General features: G+C 41.3%; 23 protein-coding genes. 15 read left to right on the top strand and 8 right to left on the bottom strand.

The window, feature by feature from the left end:
- The first annotated feature begins 130 nt into the window (after nucleotides 1–130).
- Nucleotides 131–3,511: a DEAD/DEAH box helicase family protein gene (locus ACM0OY_RS13775; RefSeq protein ID WP_414569409.1), complete on the top strand. Its 3,381-nt coding sequence runs from the start codon at nucleotides 131–133 to the stop codon at nucleotides 3,509–3,511.
- A gap of 122 nt (nucleotides 3,512–3,633) precedes the next feature.
- Here ACM0OY_RS13775 and ACM0OY_RS13770 read toward each other — a convergent pair whose 3' ends face one another.
- The 6 genes from ACM0OY_RS13770 to ACM0OY_RS13745 form a co-directional block, all read right to left on the bottom strand.
- Nucleotides 3,634–4,443: a hypothetical protein gene (locus ACM0OY_RS13770; RefSeq protein ID WP_414569408.1), complete on the bottom strand. Its 810-nt coding sequence runs from the start codon at nucleotides 4,441–4,443 to the stop codon at nucleotides 3,634–3,636.
- Nucleotides 4,444–4,472: 29 nt separating this feature from the next.
- Nucleotides 4,473–4,628: a hypothetical protein gene (locus tag ACM0OY_RS13765; RefSeq protein WP_414569407.1), complete on the bottom strand. Its 156-nt coding sequence runs from the start codon at nucleotides 4,626–4,628 to the stop codon at nucleotides 4,473–4,475.
- Between the two features lie 148 nt (nucleotides 4,629–4,776).
- Nucleotides 4,777–6,960, bottom strand: coding sequence for an NERD domain-containing protein (locus ACM0OY_RS13760; RefSeq protein WP_414569406.1), 2,184 nt, complete (start codon nucleotides 6,958–6,960; stop codon nucleotides 4,777–4,779).
- A gap of 171 nt (nucleotides 6,961–7,131) precedes the next feature.
- Nucleotides 7,132–7,773, bottom strand: coding sequence for a hypothetical protein (locus ACM0OY_RS13755; protein ID WP_414569405.1), 642 nt, complete (start codon nucleotides 7,771–7,773; stop codon nucleotides 7,132–7,134).
- Nucleotides 7,770–8,126, bottom strand: a complete 357-nt coding sequence (locus tag ACM0OY_RS13750) for a hypothetical protein (protein ID WP_414569404.1) — start codon at nucleotides 8,124–8,126, stop codon at nucleotides 7,770–7,772. The genes ACM0OY_RS13755 and ACM0OY_RS13750 overlap by 4 nt, the downstream gene beginning before the upstream one ends.
- A gap of 15 nt (nucleotides 8,127–8,141) precedes the next feature.
- On the bottom strand, nucleotides 8,142–8,957 hold the full coding sequence (locus tag ACM0OY_RS13745; protein WP_414569403.1) for a BRO family protein: 816 nt from the start codon (nucleotides 8,955–8,957) through the stop codon (nucleotides 8,142–8,144).
- A gap of 292 nt (nucleotides 8,958–9,249) precedes the next feature.
- Between ACM0OY_RS13745 and ACM0OY_RS13740 the strand changes: the two genes are divergently transcribed.
- The 4 genes from ACM0OY_RS13740 (at nucleotide 9,250) to ACM0OY_RS13725 (ending at nucleotide 11,205) form a co-directional block, all read left to right on the top strand.
- A complete protein-coding gene (locus tag ACM0OY_RS13740; RefSeq protein WP_414569402.1) occupies nucleotides 9,250–9,528 on the top strand; it encodes a hypothetical protein in 279 nt (92 codons plus the stop codon).
- A gap of 414 nt (nucleotides 9,529–9,942) precedes the next feature.
- Complete coding sequence (locus ACM0OY_RS13735) at nucleotides 9,943–10,560, top strand: hypothetical protein (RefSeq protein ID WP_414569401.1); 618 nt, start codon at nucleotides 9,943–9,945, stop codon at nucleotides 10,558–10,560.
- A 126-nt stretch (nucleotides 10,561–10,686) separates the two neighbouring features.
- A complete protein-coding gene (locus ACM0OY_RS13730) occupies nucleotides 10,687–10,911 on the top strand; it encodes a hypothetical protein (protein WP_414569400.1) in 225 nt (74 codons plus the stop codon).
- On the top strand, nucleotides 10,912–11,205 hold the full coding sequence (locus ACM0OY_RS13725; protein WP_414569399.1) for a hypothetical protein: 294 nt from the start codon (nucleotides 10,912–10,914) through the stop codon (nucleotides 11,203–11,205).
- A 191-nt stretch (nucleotides 11,206–11,396) separates the two neighbouring features.
- On the opposite strand, the gene ACM0OY_RS13720 is transcribed toward ACM0OY_RS13725, so the two are convergent.
- On the bottom strand, nucleotides 11,397–11,588 hold the full coding sequence (locus ACM0OY_RS13720; RefSeq protein ID WP_414569398.1) for a hypothetical protein: 192 nt from the start codon (nucleotides 11,586–11,588) through the stop codon (nucleotides 11,397–11,399).
- Nucleotides 11,585–11,716 carry a hypothetical protein gene (locus ACM0OY_RS13715; RefSeq protein WP_414569397.1) on the bottom strand — a complete coding sequence of 44 codons (132 nt, stop codon included), beginning with the start codon at nucleotides 11,714–11,716 and terminating at the stop codon, nucleotides 11,585–11,587. The genes ACM0OY_RS13720 and ACM0OY_RS13715 overlap by 4 nt, the downstream gene beginning before the upstream one ends.
- A 110-nt stretch (nucleotides 11,717–11,826) precedes the next feature.
- Here ACM0OY_RS13715 and ACM0OY_RS13710 point away from each other — a divergent pair, with 110 nt between their 5' ends.
- The 10 genes from ACM0OY_RS13710 (at nucleotide 11,827) to ACM0OY_RS13665 (ending at nucleotide 17,075) form a co-directional block, all read left to right on the top strand.
- Nucleotides 11,827–12,120 (top strand): hypothetical protein, encoded by a 294-nt coding sequence (locus ACM0OY_RS13710; protein WP_414569396.1) that lies wholly within the window; start codon nucleotides 11,827–11,829, stop codon nucleotides 12,118–12,120.
- Between the two features lie 64 nt (nucleotides 12,121–12,184).
- Nucleotides 12,185–13,078, top strand: a complete 894-nt coding sequence (locus ACM0OY_RS13705; RefSeq protein WP_414569395.1) for a hypothetical protein — start codon at nucleotides 12,185–12,187, stop codon at nucleotides 13,076–13,078.
- Nucleotides 13,079–13,211: 133 nt separating this feature from the next.
- Nucleotides 13,212–13,769 carry a hypothetical protein gene (locus ACM0OY_RS13700; RefSeq protein WP_414569394.1) on the top strand — a complete coding sequence of 186 codons (558 nt, stop codon included), beginning with the start codon at nucleotides 13,212–13,214 and terminating at the stop codon, nucleotides 13,767–13,769.
- A gap of 226 nt (nucleotides 13,770–13,995) precedes the next feature.
- Entirely contained in the window at nucleotides 13,996–14,268 is a 273-nt protein-coding gene (locus tag ACM0OY_RS13695; RefSeq protein WP_414569393.1) for a hypothetical protein, read from the top strand.
- A gap of 36 nt (nucleotides 14,269–14,304) precedes the next feature.
- A complete protein-coding gene (locus ACM0OY_RS13690; RefSeq protein ID WP_414569392.1) occupies nucleotides 14,305–14,727 on the top strand; it encodes a hypothetical protein in 423 nt (140 codons plus the stop codon).
- Between the two features lie 248 nt (nucleotides 14,728–14,975).
- Complete coding sequence (locus ACM0OY_RS13685; RefSeq protein WP_414569391.1) at nucleotides 14,976–15,272, top strand: hypothetical protein; 297 nt, start codon at nucleotides 14,976–14,978, stop codon at nucleotides 15,270–15,272.
- A gap of 6 nt (nucleotides 15,273–15,278) precedes the next feature.
- Nucleotides 15,279–15,479, top strand: coding sequence for a hypothetical protein (locus tag ACM0OY_RS13680; RefSeq protein ID WP_414569390.1), 201 nt, complete (start codon nucleotides 15,279–15,281; stop codon nucleotides 15,477–15,479).
- A complete protein-coding gene (locus ACM0OY_RS13675; RefSeq protein WP_414569389.1) occupies nucleotides 15,470–15,730 on the top strand; it encodes a hypothetical protein in 261 nt (86 codons plus the stop codon). The genes ACM0OY_RS13680 and ACM0OY_RS13675 overlap by 10 nt, the downstream gene beginning before the upstream one ends.
- A gap of 1 nt (nucleotide 15,731) precedes the next feature.
- Nucleotides 15,732–15,920, top strand: coding sequence for a hypothetical protein (locus ACM0OY_RS13670; RefSeq protein WP_414569388.1), 189 nt, complete (start codon nucleotides 15,732–15,734; stop codon nucleotides 15,918–15,920).
- A gap of 87 nt (nucleotides 15,921–16,007) precedes the next feature.
- Nucleotides 16,008–17,075 (top strand): hypothetical protein, encoded by a 1,068-nt coding sequence (locus ACM0OY_RS13665; protein WP_414569387.1) that lies wholly within the window; start codon nucleotides 16,008–16,010, stop codon nucleotides 17,073–17,075.
- Nucleotides 17,076–17,103: the final 28 nt, after the last annotated feature.

The following is a 17,103-nucleotide window of genomic DNA, read 5'->3' as shown; positions in this document are numbered from 1 at the left end:
AATAGAGTATTGCAAAATTAGGTAAATCATAAGGTTTTAGGAACCTCACCATGAGAGCCAAAGAAGAAACCTACCAGGCAATGCCAGTAGTGATGATTTCCGTGCAGCAGCCGTTAAAGGGTTGATCATTATGCCATCTAACTTTGACTTTCTGAGTGCAAATTACCCCGACCTATTTAACCACGCCACCCAAGCCGAAACCCTCGTTTATACTGCTCCCCGTGCCAGCTGCTTCTACTCCCGCTTCACCTTAGAGCAAGCTGTTCTCTGGCTTTATGCCAATGATGCGTACCTTAAACTACCCTACGACAACAGTTTAGGTGCACTCATTCACGAACAAACTTTTAAAGACAACCTAAAACCAGGGCTATTCCCCAAAATCCGCGCCATTCAGAAAATTGGTAACATTGCTGTCCACGATTCCACACCAATCAAGGACAAAGACGCTCTCCACACCCTTGAAGAATTATTTCATTTCCTGTACTGGCTTTCACGCTCCTATTCCTTAAACGCCAGAAATCACCCATCAGTCAACTTCGACCGCAACCTCATACCCCATCCGGCTACTAGTACCCCAGACCTTTCTCTACAACAGTTGCAAACTCTAGAGGCGCAACTTTCGCAAGCTGACCAAATGCGCCAGATTGCTGAAGCCCGTCAACAACAAACTGAACAAGAACTAACTGCACTAAAAGCAGAAGTTTCTGCCCTTAAACAACAGAACGCAGATGTACCAGATACCCACAATTACAACGAAGCTGCAACTCGTCACTATTTAATAGATGTACTACTAAAAGAAGCAGGATGGAACATTGAGCAAGCCTGGTGGAGGGAGTACGAAGTACAGGGAATGCCCAACGACACAGGAATTGGACGGGTGGACTATGTGCTTTGGGGTGACGATGGCAAACCCTTAGCTGTAATAGAAGCCAAACGCACCCGCAAAAGTCCAGAAGCAGGTAAACACCAAGCTAAACTTTACGCTGATTGCTTAGAACAACGCTTTGGTCAACGTCCTTTAATTTTCTATACAAACGGTTACGATTACTGGATTTGGGACGATCTCAACTACCCACCCCGACAAATCCAAGGTTTTCTCAAAAAAGACGAGTTAGAACGCTTAATCTTCCGCCGCACCCATCGCAAACGCTTACACTTAGTCAACATAAATCCCAGTATTGTAGAGCGCAGTTACCAAAATTTAGCGATTCGCGGCATTACAGAAGCCTTTGACAGCAGAAAAGAACGTAAGGCATTGCTGGTAATGGCAACTGGAACAGGGAAAACTCGGACAGCGATCGCACTGGTTGACCTGCTGATGAGAGCCAATTGGGTCAAGCGTGTTTTATTCCTAGCCGACCGTAATGCACTGATTACCCAAGCACTGCGAGCTTTTAAAAAGCATTTACCTACAGCCACAGCCGTAGACTTAACAAAAAATGAAGCGACCGAAACTGATAATGTCGTGCTGTCTACCTACCCAACAATACTAAACCGTATCAATGAAACTGATGCTTGGAAAAGAATTTTTGGCCCTGGTCATTTTGATTTAATTATCGTTGACGAAGCCCACCGCTCGATTTACCAAAAATACCGTATTCTGTTTGAATATTTTGATGGGCTGCTGGTGGGATTGACTGCTACACCCCGTAATGAAGTCCACCGAGACACCTACCGCATTTTTGACCTGGAACCGGGAGTGCCTTCTTTTGCCTACGAACTGGATGATGCAATTAAAGACGGCTACCTTGTTCCAGCTAGGGGAGTGCAAGTACCCTTTCGCTTCCTTCGCACAGGTATTAGGTACGCTGACCTCTCACCTGAAGAACAGGAAGAATACGAAGCAAGATTTGGAAATGAAGAAACTGGAGCTATCCCTGACCAAATCAACGCTGCTGCTCTAAATGACTGGCTGTTCAATATCAGCACAGTGGATCAAGCATTAGAATTGCTGATGCAGCGAGGGCTAAAAGTAGACGGTGGCGATCGCCTCGGTAAAACAATCATCTTCGCCCGGAATAAAAAACACGCCGAGTTTATCGTTCAACGCTTTGATATTAGCTACCCCCATTACAAAGGGAAAGTTGCCCAGGTAATTCACAGTGATATATCTTACGCTGAAAACCTTGTGGATGACTTTTCAGAAGCTAACAACGAACCAACAATTGCCGTGTCTGTGGATATGCTAGACACCGGGGTAGATGTTCCCCAAGTGGTGAATCTGGTTTTCTTCAAGCCCGTTTACTCTGAAGTTAAGTTTAACCAAATGATTGGCCGTGGCACTCGCCTTTGCCCTGACCTGTTTGGCATAGGCAACCACAAAACAGAATTTTTGGTGTTTGACTTGTGCGGTAATTTTGAATTTTTCGAGCAACAAATTGCCCAGGCAGACGCTAAACCTTCAGAAACGCTCACTAACCAGTTAGTTAGAACCCGCTTAGAGTTGAGTCAGCTTTTACGTCAAGACACAAACACCTCTGGCCAAGCTACTTTACGAGACAAGGTGTTGGATGAGTTGCACCAGCACGTATCGACGATGGCACGGGATAATTTTCTAGTTCGTCGCCACTTGCAACAAGTTGAGGAATTTTCCGAGCGATCGCGTTGGAATGACCTGAGTGAAACAGATGTTGATGCTATTGCTCAATCTTTAGCCCAACTCCCCAACGGTTTACCGCAAGAAAATCATCTAGCTAAACGTTTTGATTTACTTTGCTTGAGACTGCAAATTACTATTCTTAAACAGTCCAAGGACTTTATCAAATTCCGTGACCAAGTGCGAGATTTGCTGCACCGCTTGGAAGAAAAGCAGACTATCCCAATGGTGAAAGCAAAACTGGAGTTGATTGCAGATATCCAAACCGAATCTTGGTGGCAGGATATAACACCAGAGTTGATTGAACAAATGCGTCGTCAACTGCGGGATTTAGTAAAATTTGTCGATCCTCAAGAACAGCAGATTGTCTATACCAATTTTGAGGATGAGCTAGGGGAAATTGTCGAGACTGATGTACCTACAAAACAAACTGGTTTCAGCCCTTACCAGTACCGCAAGAAGGTAGAGGCCTATATTCGGGAGCATGAAAATCATATTGCGATCGCCAAACTCAAACGTAATGTCCCGTTAACAGAGTCCGATCTACTGTCTTTAGAAGAACTGCTGTTCAATGCTGAAGCAATCGAAAGCCAGGAGCGATTTGAAGAGGTCTACGGGAAAAATCTCAGCCTGAAGCTATTCATTCGTCAGTTGGTTGGTTTAGACAGAAATGCTGCGAAGCAGGCATTTGGTAGATATTTGGAGGGCAGTAGTTTCAATGCTACTCAAATTCGTTTTGTGGAAACCATCATTGATTACCTCACCCAAAACGGTGTAATGGATGCAGGTTTACTCTATGAACCGCCATTCACCGATCTGCACTACGAGGGATTAGACGGAGTTTTTGGGGCTGATGATGCTGACGGGATTGTTTCTATTGTGCGGTCTTTCAATGAAACTGTTGGGGTCGCGTGAGGGCTGTTGGTGGGCGGTGGATATGAGCGATCGCTCTTACTGTTGCTATTATCAGCTCCTTAACAATAAAACCCTAATGCCTAAATTAATTCCCATACTAAAGCTTGTTAAACTTCAGAATTTCAGCAGTTGAGTGTTGCTTCTTTTTTGTTCCTCCTTTCTTCCAATTGGGTACATCTTGCTTCTCCACTAAACATTTGTCTTGCCCAATGTTCACAGTTATATCTAAGTTTATTCCAAAGTCTTCTTTCTTCCTTTCTCGACTCTTTTATACGTCCCTCAACTTGGCTGAAAGGAATAGAATCAGGTAAATGTTCTTTGACTATCCATTCTGGAGAATAATATACTTCATGAACATAACCAAAACCTTTTTCCACTAAGCTATTTTGAGCTTTTACTGTTGCTCCTGTAAAGAAATGAGCAACTCTAAAACCTTTTTGACTAGGAGTGACTATTCCGTAATGTTGATAATTTTTTCCTTCTTCATCCTGACATTCAACATATACGAGATCCCCAGGTTTTACAGGTTCACCATTGATATCAGTAACATCTGGTATTTTATCGAGAAGTGCATAATAATTAGATAATGATACAATTTGGGACTCAGTAGCTTTAAATAAAGCTTCTGTCCATTTTGGATTACATTCAGATATTATTTCTAAAATGCTATTGAAAATCTGATTTGCTTTTTGGAGATGCTTAACAAGAGTTTTTAAAGAATGAAAATGCTGATCTACATTATTCTCTTTAAAACTGCTATCTATTTCTATTTCTAAACAGTCTGCGGCTCGTTGACAAATATCTAAAATCTCTTTATCTCTTGTATGCCTAGAAATCTGGCTTAATTCATGGTAGATGGTTCCATTATGGAGATGATTCTGAATTTCAGAAAATAGATGTAGAGCTTTTCCTAAAAGCGGTTTTCTTGACATAAATATAAGCTTAAGCCTGATTATATTAATTATTTGTTCCTAGATGTATTACTTTGTTTTTGTTCCATTTCCATTGCTTCAATAAAAGCTTCTGAAACAATTGGAGCCATTTTTTGTAAACTTTTTGAAACTATACTTCCCACTTGAGCCGCAGATGCTATATTTTTTGAACTTGGAGTAGACATAAGACTAATCTTTTTATAATTTATTAATATTTTATAACAACTACTTCTTAAAATGTAAAGATATTAACCTATATAAAATATTAAATATACTATAAAGAATATTAAAACAATGTAAGGGAAAATACTGGCTGAAATCAATTTTCTAAGCTTATTCACTTACATCTAATTTTGGTTTTTGAAAAGTAAAGTTAATTGTATTTTTACTTTCAATTACTCGACGGATTTCTTCATACATTGGATAGTTACCAATTCCACTCAAATAAGCCCAGCCTCTTGTTCTAGTTAAAGCTACAAATAACTGGTTACGAAGTGCAATACTGCTTTCATTCCTTGCTACATTATCTAATCCCAAGATATAGACTATGTTTGCCTCATGCCCTTTAGCTCGATGAATGCGGGATACGGTAATACCGCCTTCATTCCAAAATTTATTAGGGAAACTAGCATTATTCTTTAAAAAGGTATTATTCTTGGGTGCTGTAGGAAGATAAAAATCAATTCCGCAATTTTTTAAATAAGTTGCAGTTTCATCTTGCAGTTGAGTATCTCCCAGAACAATCACTAAAATATTTTGGCTTGGATTCAAATTTTCATCAAATATATTGCTTTTAATTCTTGCTACTAACTGTTCTAGTTCAGCGTGACGAGAATTGTAGGTATTAAACTCTAATACTTTTCCATCCCAAAGCGTATGTACTGGATTCGGCGAATTTTCAACTGGTCTATGTAGCGTAATTATTGAGCCTAGTCTTCTAAAATCTCCTGTAACCTCGTACCCGATTCTTAACCAATCTTTTTGATTCGTAAATCCAGCTAATAATCCATTCGGACGTAGCAAGCCCATTCCAATAGCATGAGCGGCCATAAGAATAGTACCAGGACAGCGATAAGAACGGCGAATAATATGTGCCTTTCTGATACGACCTTCATAGAATGCACCGCCTTTACCACCAATTAACTGACTTAATTCCGTTCCCAACACTTCTTTAGAAGTTGGGATTACTAAACTATTAAGGCTTTGCGCTTCATCATAAGCCCAGATTAACCGTTTTTGTTCGGGCAAGTTAGAGTCAACAGGTCGTAAGGCTTGGTAAGTCATCCAATAGAATGGCTGTTTGTCTTCAAATTTAAGATTCTTATCAACAATTAAGTCTTGCCCTTCATCAATTAAGATGGCATCAAATATCGGAGTAATGCTTTTACTTTGAAGTAAATTTTTACAAGCTAAAGCTAGTGCTTCGTTAGGTAGTTGCTTTGGAAAATGGTTAGCATTTAAAGGCTGAACACCAGATTTCTTACAAATAGTGCTGTAAAGCCCTGGTTGATTTACCGATCCCCAAGCGTGTAAAACTCGCAGTTTGGAATTTTGGGAATTGTAATAGAATTCTCCACCGCTAAAGTAACGCAACCATTGATTTATTAACTCAAGTATTAAGCTGTAAAGGCTACGGGTAAAGAATACTAGCGCAATATCCATCTCTGGATTTCGCCAGTGCATCCGGGCTGCTTTTTGGCAAAGTAAGATAGTTTTACCAGAACCAGCCATCCCACGAATTCTCTGCGGGCCTGGAGGAAATTGCATCCCTATTTCCAATTGCTGCCAATCAATATCACTAATCCAATCCTGTAGTTTAGTAATAACTTCAGCGCGAGGAGATTTTAAGTTAATGTCTGAATCTTTGTCATCTTCATCCTCTGGTGGATTTTTAGGAGTCCCAATCACTTTCAGCAATTGTTTCCACTGTTGGTCGTTTAAACTTGGAGAACCTGCTTGAATAATGGTGGCTTTATTTTGAATTTTTTTAACTAAATTGTGTTTCTCGAAATCTTCCTTAAAAAGAATTGGTGGACAAGTGTGGTGTGATTCGTCAAAGCCTTTGTTATTCCATTCGACCTTGGTAATCATGGGTAGAGCAACTATAACTCTCCCTTGTACCTTATTTTTAAGTATTGATTCTTTGTCGCAGTTGTTTAATAAGGCGTAAAGCTGCTTTTCTGCTTGGTGGTAAGGATAAATATAATCTTTGAAGAAACCAGGAACCATCTTCCATCTAGTACCCTCAATCTCATCAATTTTGGCAATTGTGAAGGATTTAACTTCAATAATAATAAGTCCTAAATCCTTGCTTACAATTAGAATGTCTGCTTCTCGCCTGATTTGCTGTTGATGAGAGAAAGTGCGATAGCTCCAAAAAGCAACGCCCTCTCCATCGTGAAAACTCTCACGAACCTTTTGCCAAACGAATTGTTCTCCAGCTTCTCCACTTATCCCTAAAGGTTCTGTTTCAATAAATTTCCATTCTGAAATCCTGTTTTCTGTAGATGCAACCATATTCTTTTTTATTTATAGTGCTTTTATTTAGAATTCCCAACAGCCAAGTATTTCTAAAGGCCATGGGCAAATTTGAGCTTTTTGAGCAATTCTAAAAGCACTTTTGTCTAAAGATTGCTCACTGCACTTGGCTTTTCAAGATTCAGAACGGGCAGAACTATACTTTTATTCTTACTCCTCAATCGGAAACCGCCGCATCATCGAGAGCAATTTAACAGCTTCCCCATCCGGTGTATAAACAACCCCACCCGACATCCCCAACACGATTCTCTGCTTCCTCGCCCACTCGAACCAAGCACTAACATCTGCGGTAACGGTGTTCTTGCCTTTAGCCCCACTCTTACAGGAGTTGATAAATAGACCAGTCGGGTTGTTGCACCAACCCTCTGCGATCGCATCCTTGACCCTAGCGATCGCACCCTGTACATTATCCCAATGTTTCTTGACCACCCCCAAGCAAGGCTGAGGATTAATTCGTAACCGTCTCAACTCGTTACAAACCTCTGCAATTTCCTGCTTAGACACATTTAAATCAGCTTTAACCTCCGCCCCGGAAAGTTCGTCCTCATGATGGTCTTCCTCGTTAGTTGAGTCATCGAGTTCTTGTTCATCAACGAAGCGAAGAGTCTGAGATTGCTCTGGTTGGGGGGTTAAACAAACTGATTCGGGTTCGTAATCCGAAATCTTGGTTTGCTCCACATCTTCATTTTTTTCTTCCTCAGCAGCATGATGTTGTGAAGAGAACTCTTTAGGGGTGAACTCTTTGATATCATCTGCCGTTGGTGAGCAATTCGATATGTTTAGAGGACTCACATCGATCTGCTGATTTTGACAAATTTGATTCCATAGGGCTTCGACCTTTTCCAGGTTAACCAGTTAGCTTGATACCAAGTCTTTTGGCTGTGGCGGCACACATCGATTAGCTCGAAGTTTCTTAAGTTGGCGATCGCACGTCTGATTGTAGAGATTTTGAGAAACGGCAGTGTTTGCCCCCAATCCTGGAGTGTCTTCCAAAACCAACGTCTGCCATCAGACTTGATGTGCTTGGATATTTGGCTCAAGTAATGGATTTGCTGGAGAATCATAGCCTCTGGCAAACCAATCTCTGTAGCCAGTAATGGCGGAACCAACAGAGGCGATTCTGGAGTGATTAACTTACTGCTCATATTTTTACTCCACATCTAAAACGGCATATTTTCTTGTTCTTCTTCGGACGCTTGCGACCAAAATTCTCTGAGCTTTTGGAGTTTCGCCGCCTGAAATTGCTGTTTGTCTTCGGACGACACTTCACCTATCAACTGTTCAACCTCAGCCCGTTGCCGTTCCTTCATCTGCTCAACGGTGGCCGCGCTTAGGGCTAATGGTTGATTCTCTTGGGATGGTTTGAAGTTGCGACGGCGGTACAAAAACCTGAAGTGGCGTTTGTCCTGCTTTGGAAGCGATCGCCAAACTTCGGCATCCCAGCCGGGAGGCATGAAGTCGGCTGATGGGGGTAGTAAGTTTTGGACTTGAGCTTGAAGGTCAGCGACCGCCTTGCCTTGTTCTTCGATTACCTTATTTTGCTGTTCGAGTTTCTCCAAGAGTTGGGCGAGTAGTTCTGAATTTTGTGGGGCTAACTCTGCCTCACGGGTTTTTATTGCAAAGTAATTTTGTGCTGCGGCGATTTCTGGCTTACGAGAATCACCGTTCATTGCTGTTAGATAGCAACCATAACGACTGAGCCTGAAATCGTCTCTGGGTCTGCCTCCGGTACTTTTTGCCAGCAATGGCAAAAAGTGACTCTTGCTCTGTTGACCAATATTTTTACAAGCAGTGATAGCTCTATCTATTGCATCTTCTAGCCGTCGCCACTGCTGATATCCCAACACAGGCATTAATTCACGGGCTAGCCAATATTCAGAACCATCGCTATCAATATGTTTAATTTGGTCAAAGGGGCTGGGGTAGCTTTTAGTGTTGATAATCGCGTCCATACTTTCTCCTGGTTTTTGACGCATGGAACTATCGCCGCATTGCAACTATGCCGCTTCAATTTTTAAGTTTTGTAATCAAAAACTGTAGGCTAGTAATAATTACTCATTACCTGCCATTCTCAGCGATAACTTCGTTAAGCTTCGCTAACGTACAACTTTGTCTTGGGCGGTCGCTTTTAATGTGGGGCAAGGTCATAAAAAGTGTAGCTTTACCAAATATTTGGAAAGCTTTGAATGGGAGTGATTTACTCTTTACTAGCATGACTTTATCAATTATATTATGAATGCGTCAAGTGACACTAGTAAAGAATATATTATGTTAGAGCTAGATTTAATTACCACTGTCGCCTGGAAGCCAGCTTTTGGAGAAAAGCTGAAGCAGATGCGTGGCAAGGTATCTAGGCGGTCACTTGCCGAGGAAATTCAAACAAGATTTGATTATAAAGTTTCTCAGCAATATATCCAGCTTTTAGAAAACCCTAATATGCCGAAAGCTCCACAAAATGTATCTTTTCAATTGCTTAGGTATATTTGTCAAATCCTTGGGCATGATGTTCAAGAAATTTTTGGCTCACCTAAAATAATATCTCAATAATTTATAAGTGGCACTTGACATTTATAAGTCATACTAGTAAATTAATGACATGGGCAAAGGAAAGCAAGCCGCCTGCACCAGAACGCAATCAAGGGTTTGCAGCAGAATTACAGAACCATGAAAAGAGAATCCAGAAGTACCGATTGAGAGATAGCTGAGGCACTGGCACAACCAGAGAAGGGGAAGGGTACACATCGGGAAAACGGATTCGATCATCAAAAATTGCCACAGTAGTACGACAGTCGCTTTGAAACTGCTCTCATCCGACTGTCGCCGGATCAAAAGAGATGCTGCTGTTGCAAGCTCCGGTCATTGACACGGGGCATTTTTTTAGTAAGGCTGCGCCAAATTTCTGTGAAAGCGTTGTGCTAAACCACAACGTCAATTTGTACACAAATCAAAAGGCGATCGCTCATGTCTGGACAACTGCTGCGATCGCCTTTCCCCTTTCAACAAAGGATTTTAATTATGACGCAAAGTACACTAACACAGCAAGCCCTCCCTGTAGATGAGCAATCCGTAGCACAAGAAGAACTAAATCACCTTCTTGTAACCCAGTCCGAGACAGTAGCCCCAGCCAAAGATCCACTAACCCACCGCGATCGCCAAATCATCGCAACCATCATCAACAGCACCCCCGACCAAATCAAAACTATCTGGATCGAAGGCGGTATCACTGTATGGGTGCAGATCAAGAGCGGCGGAAGATTGCCTTTCGACAAAAATTGGTTCGCCGCACGAGTAGCCCAAGTTAAACCAACCATCGCTGAACCAGAAACCCCACGTCAGCGAAACGACCGATTATCTGACGAACTTGAACAAGCCTGTCGTAAGTATGGGTTGTCGCATGGTGAGATTGATTGGTTGTCATTCAGTACCAAAATCTTTCAGGATGGCCGTTTGGTCGGCTTCGTGGGGTGCAATGCAGAAGGCTGGTATTCAAGACCACGACTGTATGGAAGAAATCAAGTGGCTGATACTGCGGATAGGGCAATTGCTTATCTGGGAGTGCGACCAGTTGTAGCGGCGTAATACCAATTCGCAATTCGCAATTCGCAATTCGCAATTCGCAGTTAGAGTCTGTCAAAAAACAACTTTTTACAATTTAATACCTAGAAAGCTTATTCAGACAGCATTTCTAACTCAAAAAAGACAAGGTTGTTACATGATAAACCCTCAATTCAATTGCGAAAAGCAGCGAATTGGAAATTGCGAATTGTTATGGCGATCGCCTCAGATACTGGTCACTCCGACTTGTGCCAAATTCAACCAATGGAACATAACAGTTATTCAGTCTTTGCTAGATCCCAAATTAGTTCAAGTTTCAAATACAGCCTGCGGATTTTCCTGAAATTGTCAAAGGAACATGAACAATGGAACTGAGTGAAATACTCAAGACATTCACTCTTCTGCTACATCCAACTTCAAGCGATTGCTCAAGATAGTCAATGGCTGGCACTAGCAAATCGTGATGATGTCTCTCCAGAGATGAAAACGCATTTGGGCGATGTACTGCATTATCTGGGTGAAGCGATGGACTGTATCGAGCCGTTTATAGAAACTACTACTGATCAGAGGGTGCAAAGTGAAACTTTACTTGACGAGTGCTTCTCCAAATCTTCCCCCTTGGGCAACAATCACATCACAAACCCCAAACTTGATAGAGCTAGAAATTAACGACAGCCACCCCAACTTTCAATCGCTCGTCAATGGATTGACTAGTGAAATTCAGCCGGGGGTTGTTGGGGTGAAGGCGACTGATTTGTGTGAGGCTTTAGTCGATAGATGTGGGGCTACTAATTTCGTTTTTGTGTGAAAAAGGCAAGGATTGAAAGAACAAACACTTGCCCGTAACACGAGATTACCAATTAGTTGATAATGCCATATTTTGTGCTGCCTGCTTTTTCTCTTGAGGGAACAGGTCGGGATTTTAACCTAACTACGGGTTTGGGCTTATGTTCAGCAGCAGTCGTCTGTTGTGCCAAATGTTCAATAAGTTCATCCCCAGTTAGCTTTTTAACTGATGTGTGGCGGCGAATCGGCTGCAAAGTATTGTTCAAGCTGCAATAGTCATCGCTGGTTTTCTGTAGACGTAACCAATAGTCATGCCTAGAATACGGAAGTAGTCGCCTGTTTTAAGTTCTTCAAATGTCATAAACACAACTTCAACTACTGAATTAGTACACATTACCTTACACTGAGATTTCCAGCAATCAGCATGGGTTACAAAATTAGGAGCAATGCCAAAAGGCAATCTTTGACAGCTTAAAATATTCAGTAGACACAAAAAAACAGTAAGTGATTGACCAACCAATTCAAAAAGGTAAGCAGATGACTGACGACAGCAGATTCGATGATATTTACCTGCGCCTGAATGAACTGACAGAGGACGTGGCTAATCTAAAAATACAAGCGGGAACGATTGGCACATCACAAGTAGCAGTTGCTCGAACCTTGAGCTTGGCTACTGGACTAGCATCTGATATGCGTGAAGTCAAAGCAGATATTCGAGAAATGAAATCTGAGATTCGGAATTTAAACGCGGGGTTAGAAGAAGTTTTGAGGTTACTACGTGGTGGTAGTAGTTCTTAAACATAGTTCAGGATGGGTGCAAATTATTTTATTGAGATGACGCAGATTAGCAGTTTGCTAAAACATGACCCAAAGATTCTACAGTCAATTTGTTGAACATTACCTTGAACAGCTACTTTCACCATTGGGTACTGTAGCAGTTAGTGGTTTACTAACTGATGAGGAACGCCGAGGAATCGTTCTGTTTTTACCGCAGGAAGTAACTCAAACAGAAGAACACTCGCTTAGATTACTCACTAAAGTTGCTCAGGGTGATTGTTCAATAGAAGTTTATTGTGAGCCAATTGATGAAACAGATGTCCGAAACTGTCTTCGCAAACTTTTGAGTGTATTTTCCACTTTAAATTCTCAGGCACAAGCAGAAGGTAAAACTTTAGATGAAAATGATTTACCGCGTTCGTGGATTGTAGTACCATCAGCTTCAGATGAGCTACTCAACAATTTTGGCGCAAGATTAGAGTTAGAGAACTGGCCTACTGGAATATACTTTCTGCCTGAAATTTTTAGGCTTGCCATAGTAGCAGTTGATAAGCTACCGATAACAGAAGAAACATTGTGGCTAAGGATTTTGGGTAGAGGCGAAACACAACGTACTGCTGTTAATGAATTGTTAGGGCTACCAGAAAGCAATCAATTAAGACAAAATACCCTGAAATTAATTACTGATTTGCGGATCATTGTAGTTCAACAAGAAAATTTAACCGAGGATGAGCAGGAACTGATTATGAATTTGTCGCAAGCTTATCAGCAGTGGGAAGATACCACTAAACAACAGGCAAGATTAGAAGGACAACGCCAAGTCGTAGAAAACCTGTTAAGATTCCGGTTTGGTTCTGTGGATGAAGAACTCTCAAGAGTGGTCGATAATTTGTTGCAGTTAACACCAGAAGAATTTACTCCCCTATCTCTTGAATTATCTCGTGAAGATTTGCTAGCAAGATTTAATTCACATCAATAATCTGTAACTGTAAATAATTAGTAAGAAAAAGCGCTTTTGTTCAAACAAGAGCGCTGTTTTATTTGCTCTGCACTTGATACATCTGAAATTAACGGCTTCGCCAATGAGACAGTGAAATGTATTGGATAAGCAAATGACCTCTCAAGAAAATAATGCAGAATTACTTGCTGCTTTAATGCGCCAAGAAGAACTACTCAAGCAGTTAGTTGCAGCAATCAATAAGCCGAAATTGGGATTGCACTCTGAGGCTGGCAGTTGCAAAATCTACTGCAATCGCCACAACGGTTCACTGTGGTACACCCTCAGTAATGGTGAACCAAGTGCGATCGCCCAAACTGCCTTAACAGGATATCTGCGAGAAATCAAATTCGAGAAGTGTGAACGCAGAGGGAAAGAAGTTTACAAACTGTTGGCTACTATACTCGCTGACAGAACATACATCCTTGAGTCTGGTCATGATACTCACTTTGCAAAAGGGTTGTTAGCGGCGATCGCTCTACTGACACCACAACAGCTTTATTCTCCAGTTACAATTCAACCGCAGCCGGGGACAGACGAGAGCGTGTTGTTCTGTCGAGTGTGGATAGGAAGCGAGTTAGTTATGGCTAACTATAATGAACAAACAGACTGGCGAGAAACCAGTAAGCAAGCAATAGCTGTAACCAAGGCTGCGAATGAAATCGTATTTTAACCAGAAAATCCTAATCAAGAAAGGGCGGAAATAATCCGCCTTTTGAGTCAAAAGTTTGGTAAAAACCAATTATTGCAGATTAGTTGACAAGCTTGCTTAAAGGTATGTCTTAAGTATGAATGTATCAGTTAGCTGTAAGCAGGGCTTGTAACGAATTCTACTATCAATTGTTTCAGCCTTATCTACAGCTTGCTGTGCTGTAAATTTACTACTACCAATAAAAAGAATGACCACAACGATTGTTCAACCAACTGTCGAGAACTTACAACAGTTTTCTGGCTATTTCGACTTGTCCAAGCTGCTCAAATCTAATGGAATTCTGCCGTGGCTTTTGGCTAACGGTTGGGATTACGACGATGAGGCTTGTTTGATTGCAAGCATTGTTGACGAGTCCACGAGTGTTGATGAAGTTTGGGACTCCAAAGAGTTTAATTTTAAAGCACTGCCAGATGAAGAGAAGTCAAAGTTAAATCAAATCTTCGAGCATTTTTATCTGTAGTAATTCTGCTCGTTTTATTCATTAGAGGAAACAAAAATGCAACCAACAATCAGTCTACCAATCGGCTACGGAAAACCAAAGTTTAACGTAGGACAACGGACGCAGCAAGGTAAGATCATTGGTTTTGAAGTGCTACCACTTGATAGCGCCTTAGCTGAAAGCTGTGGCAGTGGCTATCGATATTTAGTGATGAATTCTCGGTTTTCTGAGGACGTGAAATACCTCGAATCGCATCAGATTACGCTGCTTTCACCAAAAGAAGTTGAAGCAGAAATCATGGAAGAAGTTGATTGGTATTTAACTCAGTTAGTATTACTGCAAGAAGAGTTAAATGCCGATCTGAAGATTCAAACTCCATTTGGTAAAGTCAATCCAGCGATTTCAAAGTCTAAACGCAAACGCACAAATAGCGGTGCATCTAGGTTATCTAAACCAGTTAAAGAAAAAGCTGCTGCTTAATAAAGGATCAGATGATGTATGAAAAACTCTACAGTTACTCAAAATCAAGTGTAACTGTAGAGAAAAATCGACTCAATGGTAAATTATGGCACAGATAACAACTGTTGCGTCTAGCAAAGAAAATAAAAAATTACTTGTACTCAATTGCGAACTGCGAATTGCGTTAGCGTAGCGGGGCGTAGCCCATTGCGAATTGTTTTTGATGCTGCGCTTGGATTGGATGATTGGAAAAAATTGGGACACAACAAATGAGTAAACTACAGCAGCTTCAAGAGGCTTGGAATGCACTGATGGGGCTAGATAAACGGCATTATGTAGCCACTGGGTTTTATGCTTTGGGTGATGCATATTTAATCAGTGCAAAAGACCCAAATTACAAAGGCAAGATTGTACTAGTAGAACATCGGCAGAAAACGCAAATTAACCATTGGGAGTTCACTTGTAATCGCTCCCAATGCTCTCAACAGCCGACTATTACAACCAATGGTGATGATGGTAAAGGGAATTTGAAGCGCAAAGCGCAGTGTCTCAAAGTATTCAGCTAGAAAAGTATGTCAAAAAAACGTGTTCAATCAGCTTCTTCTTATTATCCCTGCTTACGCTATCTCCAGAGATGCGGTGGAAGAGCTAAGTTATCGCAACTGAATTTTAGTAGGGACGTAATTCAGAAATTAGTGGATAGCAACTTGGCTAAAGTTGCAAATACAGGCGCAGGTTTTTACTTGGAATTAGAGCAAAAGTCATGGAACTAAATCCTGTTTATGACCCAAAAACCCTAACCCAATCGAAAGTAAACATGATTGAGGGTACACGTTATAGATATGTACGAAGTGATGGTAGTGGAAAAAATATCAAGTATGTATTTTCGCCCCTGCCAAACCAAAGGAAGACATCTGAGATTTCCTTTAATTCCACAAAATTGGGGATTAGATGTCAGGAGATAAAAGGAATAACTTACGAACCGCCAAAAGAGCAAACTGTTGTGCAGATGGGGTTGTTGTAGTATGTCTATCCACAAACCACCTGTTGTTAAATATCCTGTTAAGGTTCAGAGGGGAAATTCACAAAAGATAGTTTATCGAACTATCAGAAATATTCAACAAGTCAAAACTCATCAAGCAGTGGTAACAACCAGAATCAATAAACAATGTCTTATGGTTCGGCAAGAAGGTATTTATTGGGTCGTTGTTTAAGTGTGATTCCAATTTTATCAAGCGAAGTTTCACCCGATTAATAAAAAGCTTCGCTTAATTGAAAGCGAAAATTTGAGGTACTAAAAAATGATACAGACAATTGCTCCAGACGAAACATTCTTGCAGAATGCAACTGTTGAAACAATCAATTTCTCGAAATTAAATAAAACCCGGATTCGCTTTAGTATCCGAATTAAAAACAGCACCATAAGCGCAGCACCAAAATGGGCAGATGTACTTCATGCTGAAGATAGTGGCACAGAATCCGACCTCATCAAAGTAACGAATTCTGAGGTTGGGCTACGTGGCATCAAAGTATTCAAAGCTTTAAATGAAGCCGCAAGTCAACTCAGACAAGAAATCGCATCTGTTCAGGAATGGATGACATCTGATAATGGTGATTGGATTTGTCCGATAGACCTTGCACCCCTAGTGTGGAGTCAATTGCTCAACATTAGAGATGCGATCGCACCAACACTACGCGCCAAACTACTAGATGAGTACGAGCAAGGCTTGGAAGATTATCAACAGCGAATCGAAAACTTCATCTCGTTGAATACTTGGGAACTGCCACAAGATAAGCAAGAATCAGTAAAAACTAATCTCCTGAAGGCATTCCCAACTTTGGGTGAATTGGAAGACTGTTTGCAAGTGGTAATATCAAGACCAGTGATTATCCCGGCACTGTCCGAACAACTGTCGCAGCAACAAGCTCTTTGCCTCAATCAAATCACTCAGTTCATCAACCAGTACGACCAAAACTTGGAACAAAGATTGAAGGAAGCGGCTGTAGCTGGCGGTGAACAACTCGCCGCACAGTTACTTGAAGAGTTGGCTGACTGGGAACCCGGACGAAAGCCTGTGCAATTTAAAAAGAAGATGGAACGCCATCTAATGAAGGTTCAGGTACTACTAGCGAATGCTGACCCCCAAGCTGGTAGTAACTTAGAAGCGATGATGGCGCACATTGACTCGATTGTTAACGATCCGGCAATTGAGTCGAAGAATCTTGGTAGTGAGGGGCAAAGCCTTTTGCAGCAAAAGATGCAAGAAATTCGCACCAAGCTACTAGATGAACAGCGCAATCTGCAACAGCTTGCAACTGGTGATGTGGGCTTGTCGAAAGCTACCGTTATGTCATTCAAATTTAGGTAAAAAACAGTCTTGGGCGGAGTGCATTCGC

The organism is Nostoc sp. CCY 9925 (genome assembly GCF_963920935.1).
In the GTDB taxonomy this organism is placed as follows: Bacteria; Cyanobacteriota; Cyanobacteriia; order Cyanobacteriales; family Nostocaceae; genus Nostoc.
The sequence above is the reverse complement of the archived record's forward strand: the minus strand, read 5'-3'. Positions and strand labels throughout refer to the sequence as shown.

Coding starts and splice junctions, on each gene's coding strand:
- ACM0OY_RS13775 (WP_414569409.1), top strand. CDS start 131: ATGCCATCTAACTTTGACTTTCTGAGTGCAAATTACCCCGACCTATTT.
- ACM0OY_RS13770 (WP_414569408.1), bottom strand. CDS start 4,443: ATGTCAAGAAAACCGCTTTTAGGAAAAGCTCTACATCTATTTTCTGAA.
- ACM0OY_RS13765 (WP_414569407.1), bottom strand. CDS start 4,628: ATGTCTACTCCAAGTTCAAAAAATATAGCATCTGCGGCTCAAGTGGGA.
- ACM0OY_RS13760 (WP_414569406.1), bottom strand. CDS start 6,960: ATGGTTGCATCTACAGAAAACAGGATTTCAGAATGGAAATTTATTGAA.
- ACM0OY_RS13750 (WP_414569404.1), bottom strand. CDS start 8,126: ATGAGCAGTAAGTTAATCACTCCAGAATCGCCTCTGTTGGTTCCGCCA.
- ACM0OY_RS13745 (WP_414569403.1), bottom strand. CDS start 8,957: ATGCGTCAAAAACCAGGAGAAAGTATGGACGCGATTATCAACACTAAA.
- ACM0OY_RS13740 (WP_414569402.1), top strand. CDS start 9,250: ATGTTAGAGCTAGATTTAATTACCACTGTCGCCTGGAAGCCAGCTTTT.
- ACM0OY_RS13735 (WP_414569401.1), top strand. CDS start 9,943: ATGTCTGGACAACTGCTGCGATCGCCTTTCCCCTTTCAACAAAGGATT.
- ACM0OY_RS13715 (WP_414569397.1), bottom strand. CDS start 11,716: ATGTGTACTAATTCAGTAGTTGAAGTTGTGTTTATGACATTTGAAGAA.
- ACM0OY_RS13705 (WP_414569395.1), top strand. CDS start 12,185: ATGACCCAAAGATTCTACAGTCAATTTGTTGAACATTACCTTGAACAG.
- ACM0OY_RS13700 (WP_414569394.1), top strand. CDS start 13,212: ATGACCTCTCAAGAAAATAATGCAGAATTACTTGCTGCTTTAATGCGC.
- ACM0OY_RS13695 (WP_414569393.1), top strand. CDS start 13,996: ATGACCACAACGATTGTTCAACCAACTGTCGAGAACTTACAACAGTTT.
- ACM0OY_RS13690 (WP_414569392.1), top strand. CDS start 14,305: ATGCAACCAACAATCAGTCTACCAATCGGCTACGGAAAACCAAAGTTT.
- ACM0OY_RS13685 (WP_414569391.1), top strand. CDS start 14,976: ATGAGTAAACTACAGCAGCTTCAAGAGGCTTGGAATGCACTGATGGGG.
- ACM0OY_RS13680 (WP_414569390.1), top strand. CDS start 15,279: ATGTCAAAAAAACGTGTTCAATCAGCTTCTTCTTATTATCCCTGCTTA.
- ACM0OY_RS13675 (WP_414569389.1), top strand. CDS start 15,470: ATGGAACTAAATCCTGTTTATGACCCAAAAACCCTAACCCAATCGAAA.
- ACM0OY_RS13670 (WP_414569388.1), top strand. CDS start 15,732: ATGTCTATCCACAAACCACCTGTTGTTAAATATCCTGTTAAGGTTCAG.
- ACM0OY_RS13665 (WP_414569387.1), top strand. CDS start 16,008: ATGATACAGACAATTGCTCCAGACGAAACATTCTTGCAGAATGCAACT.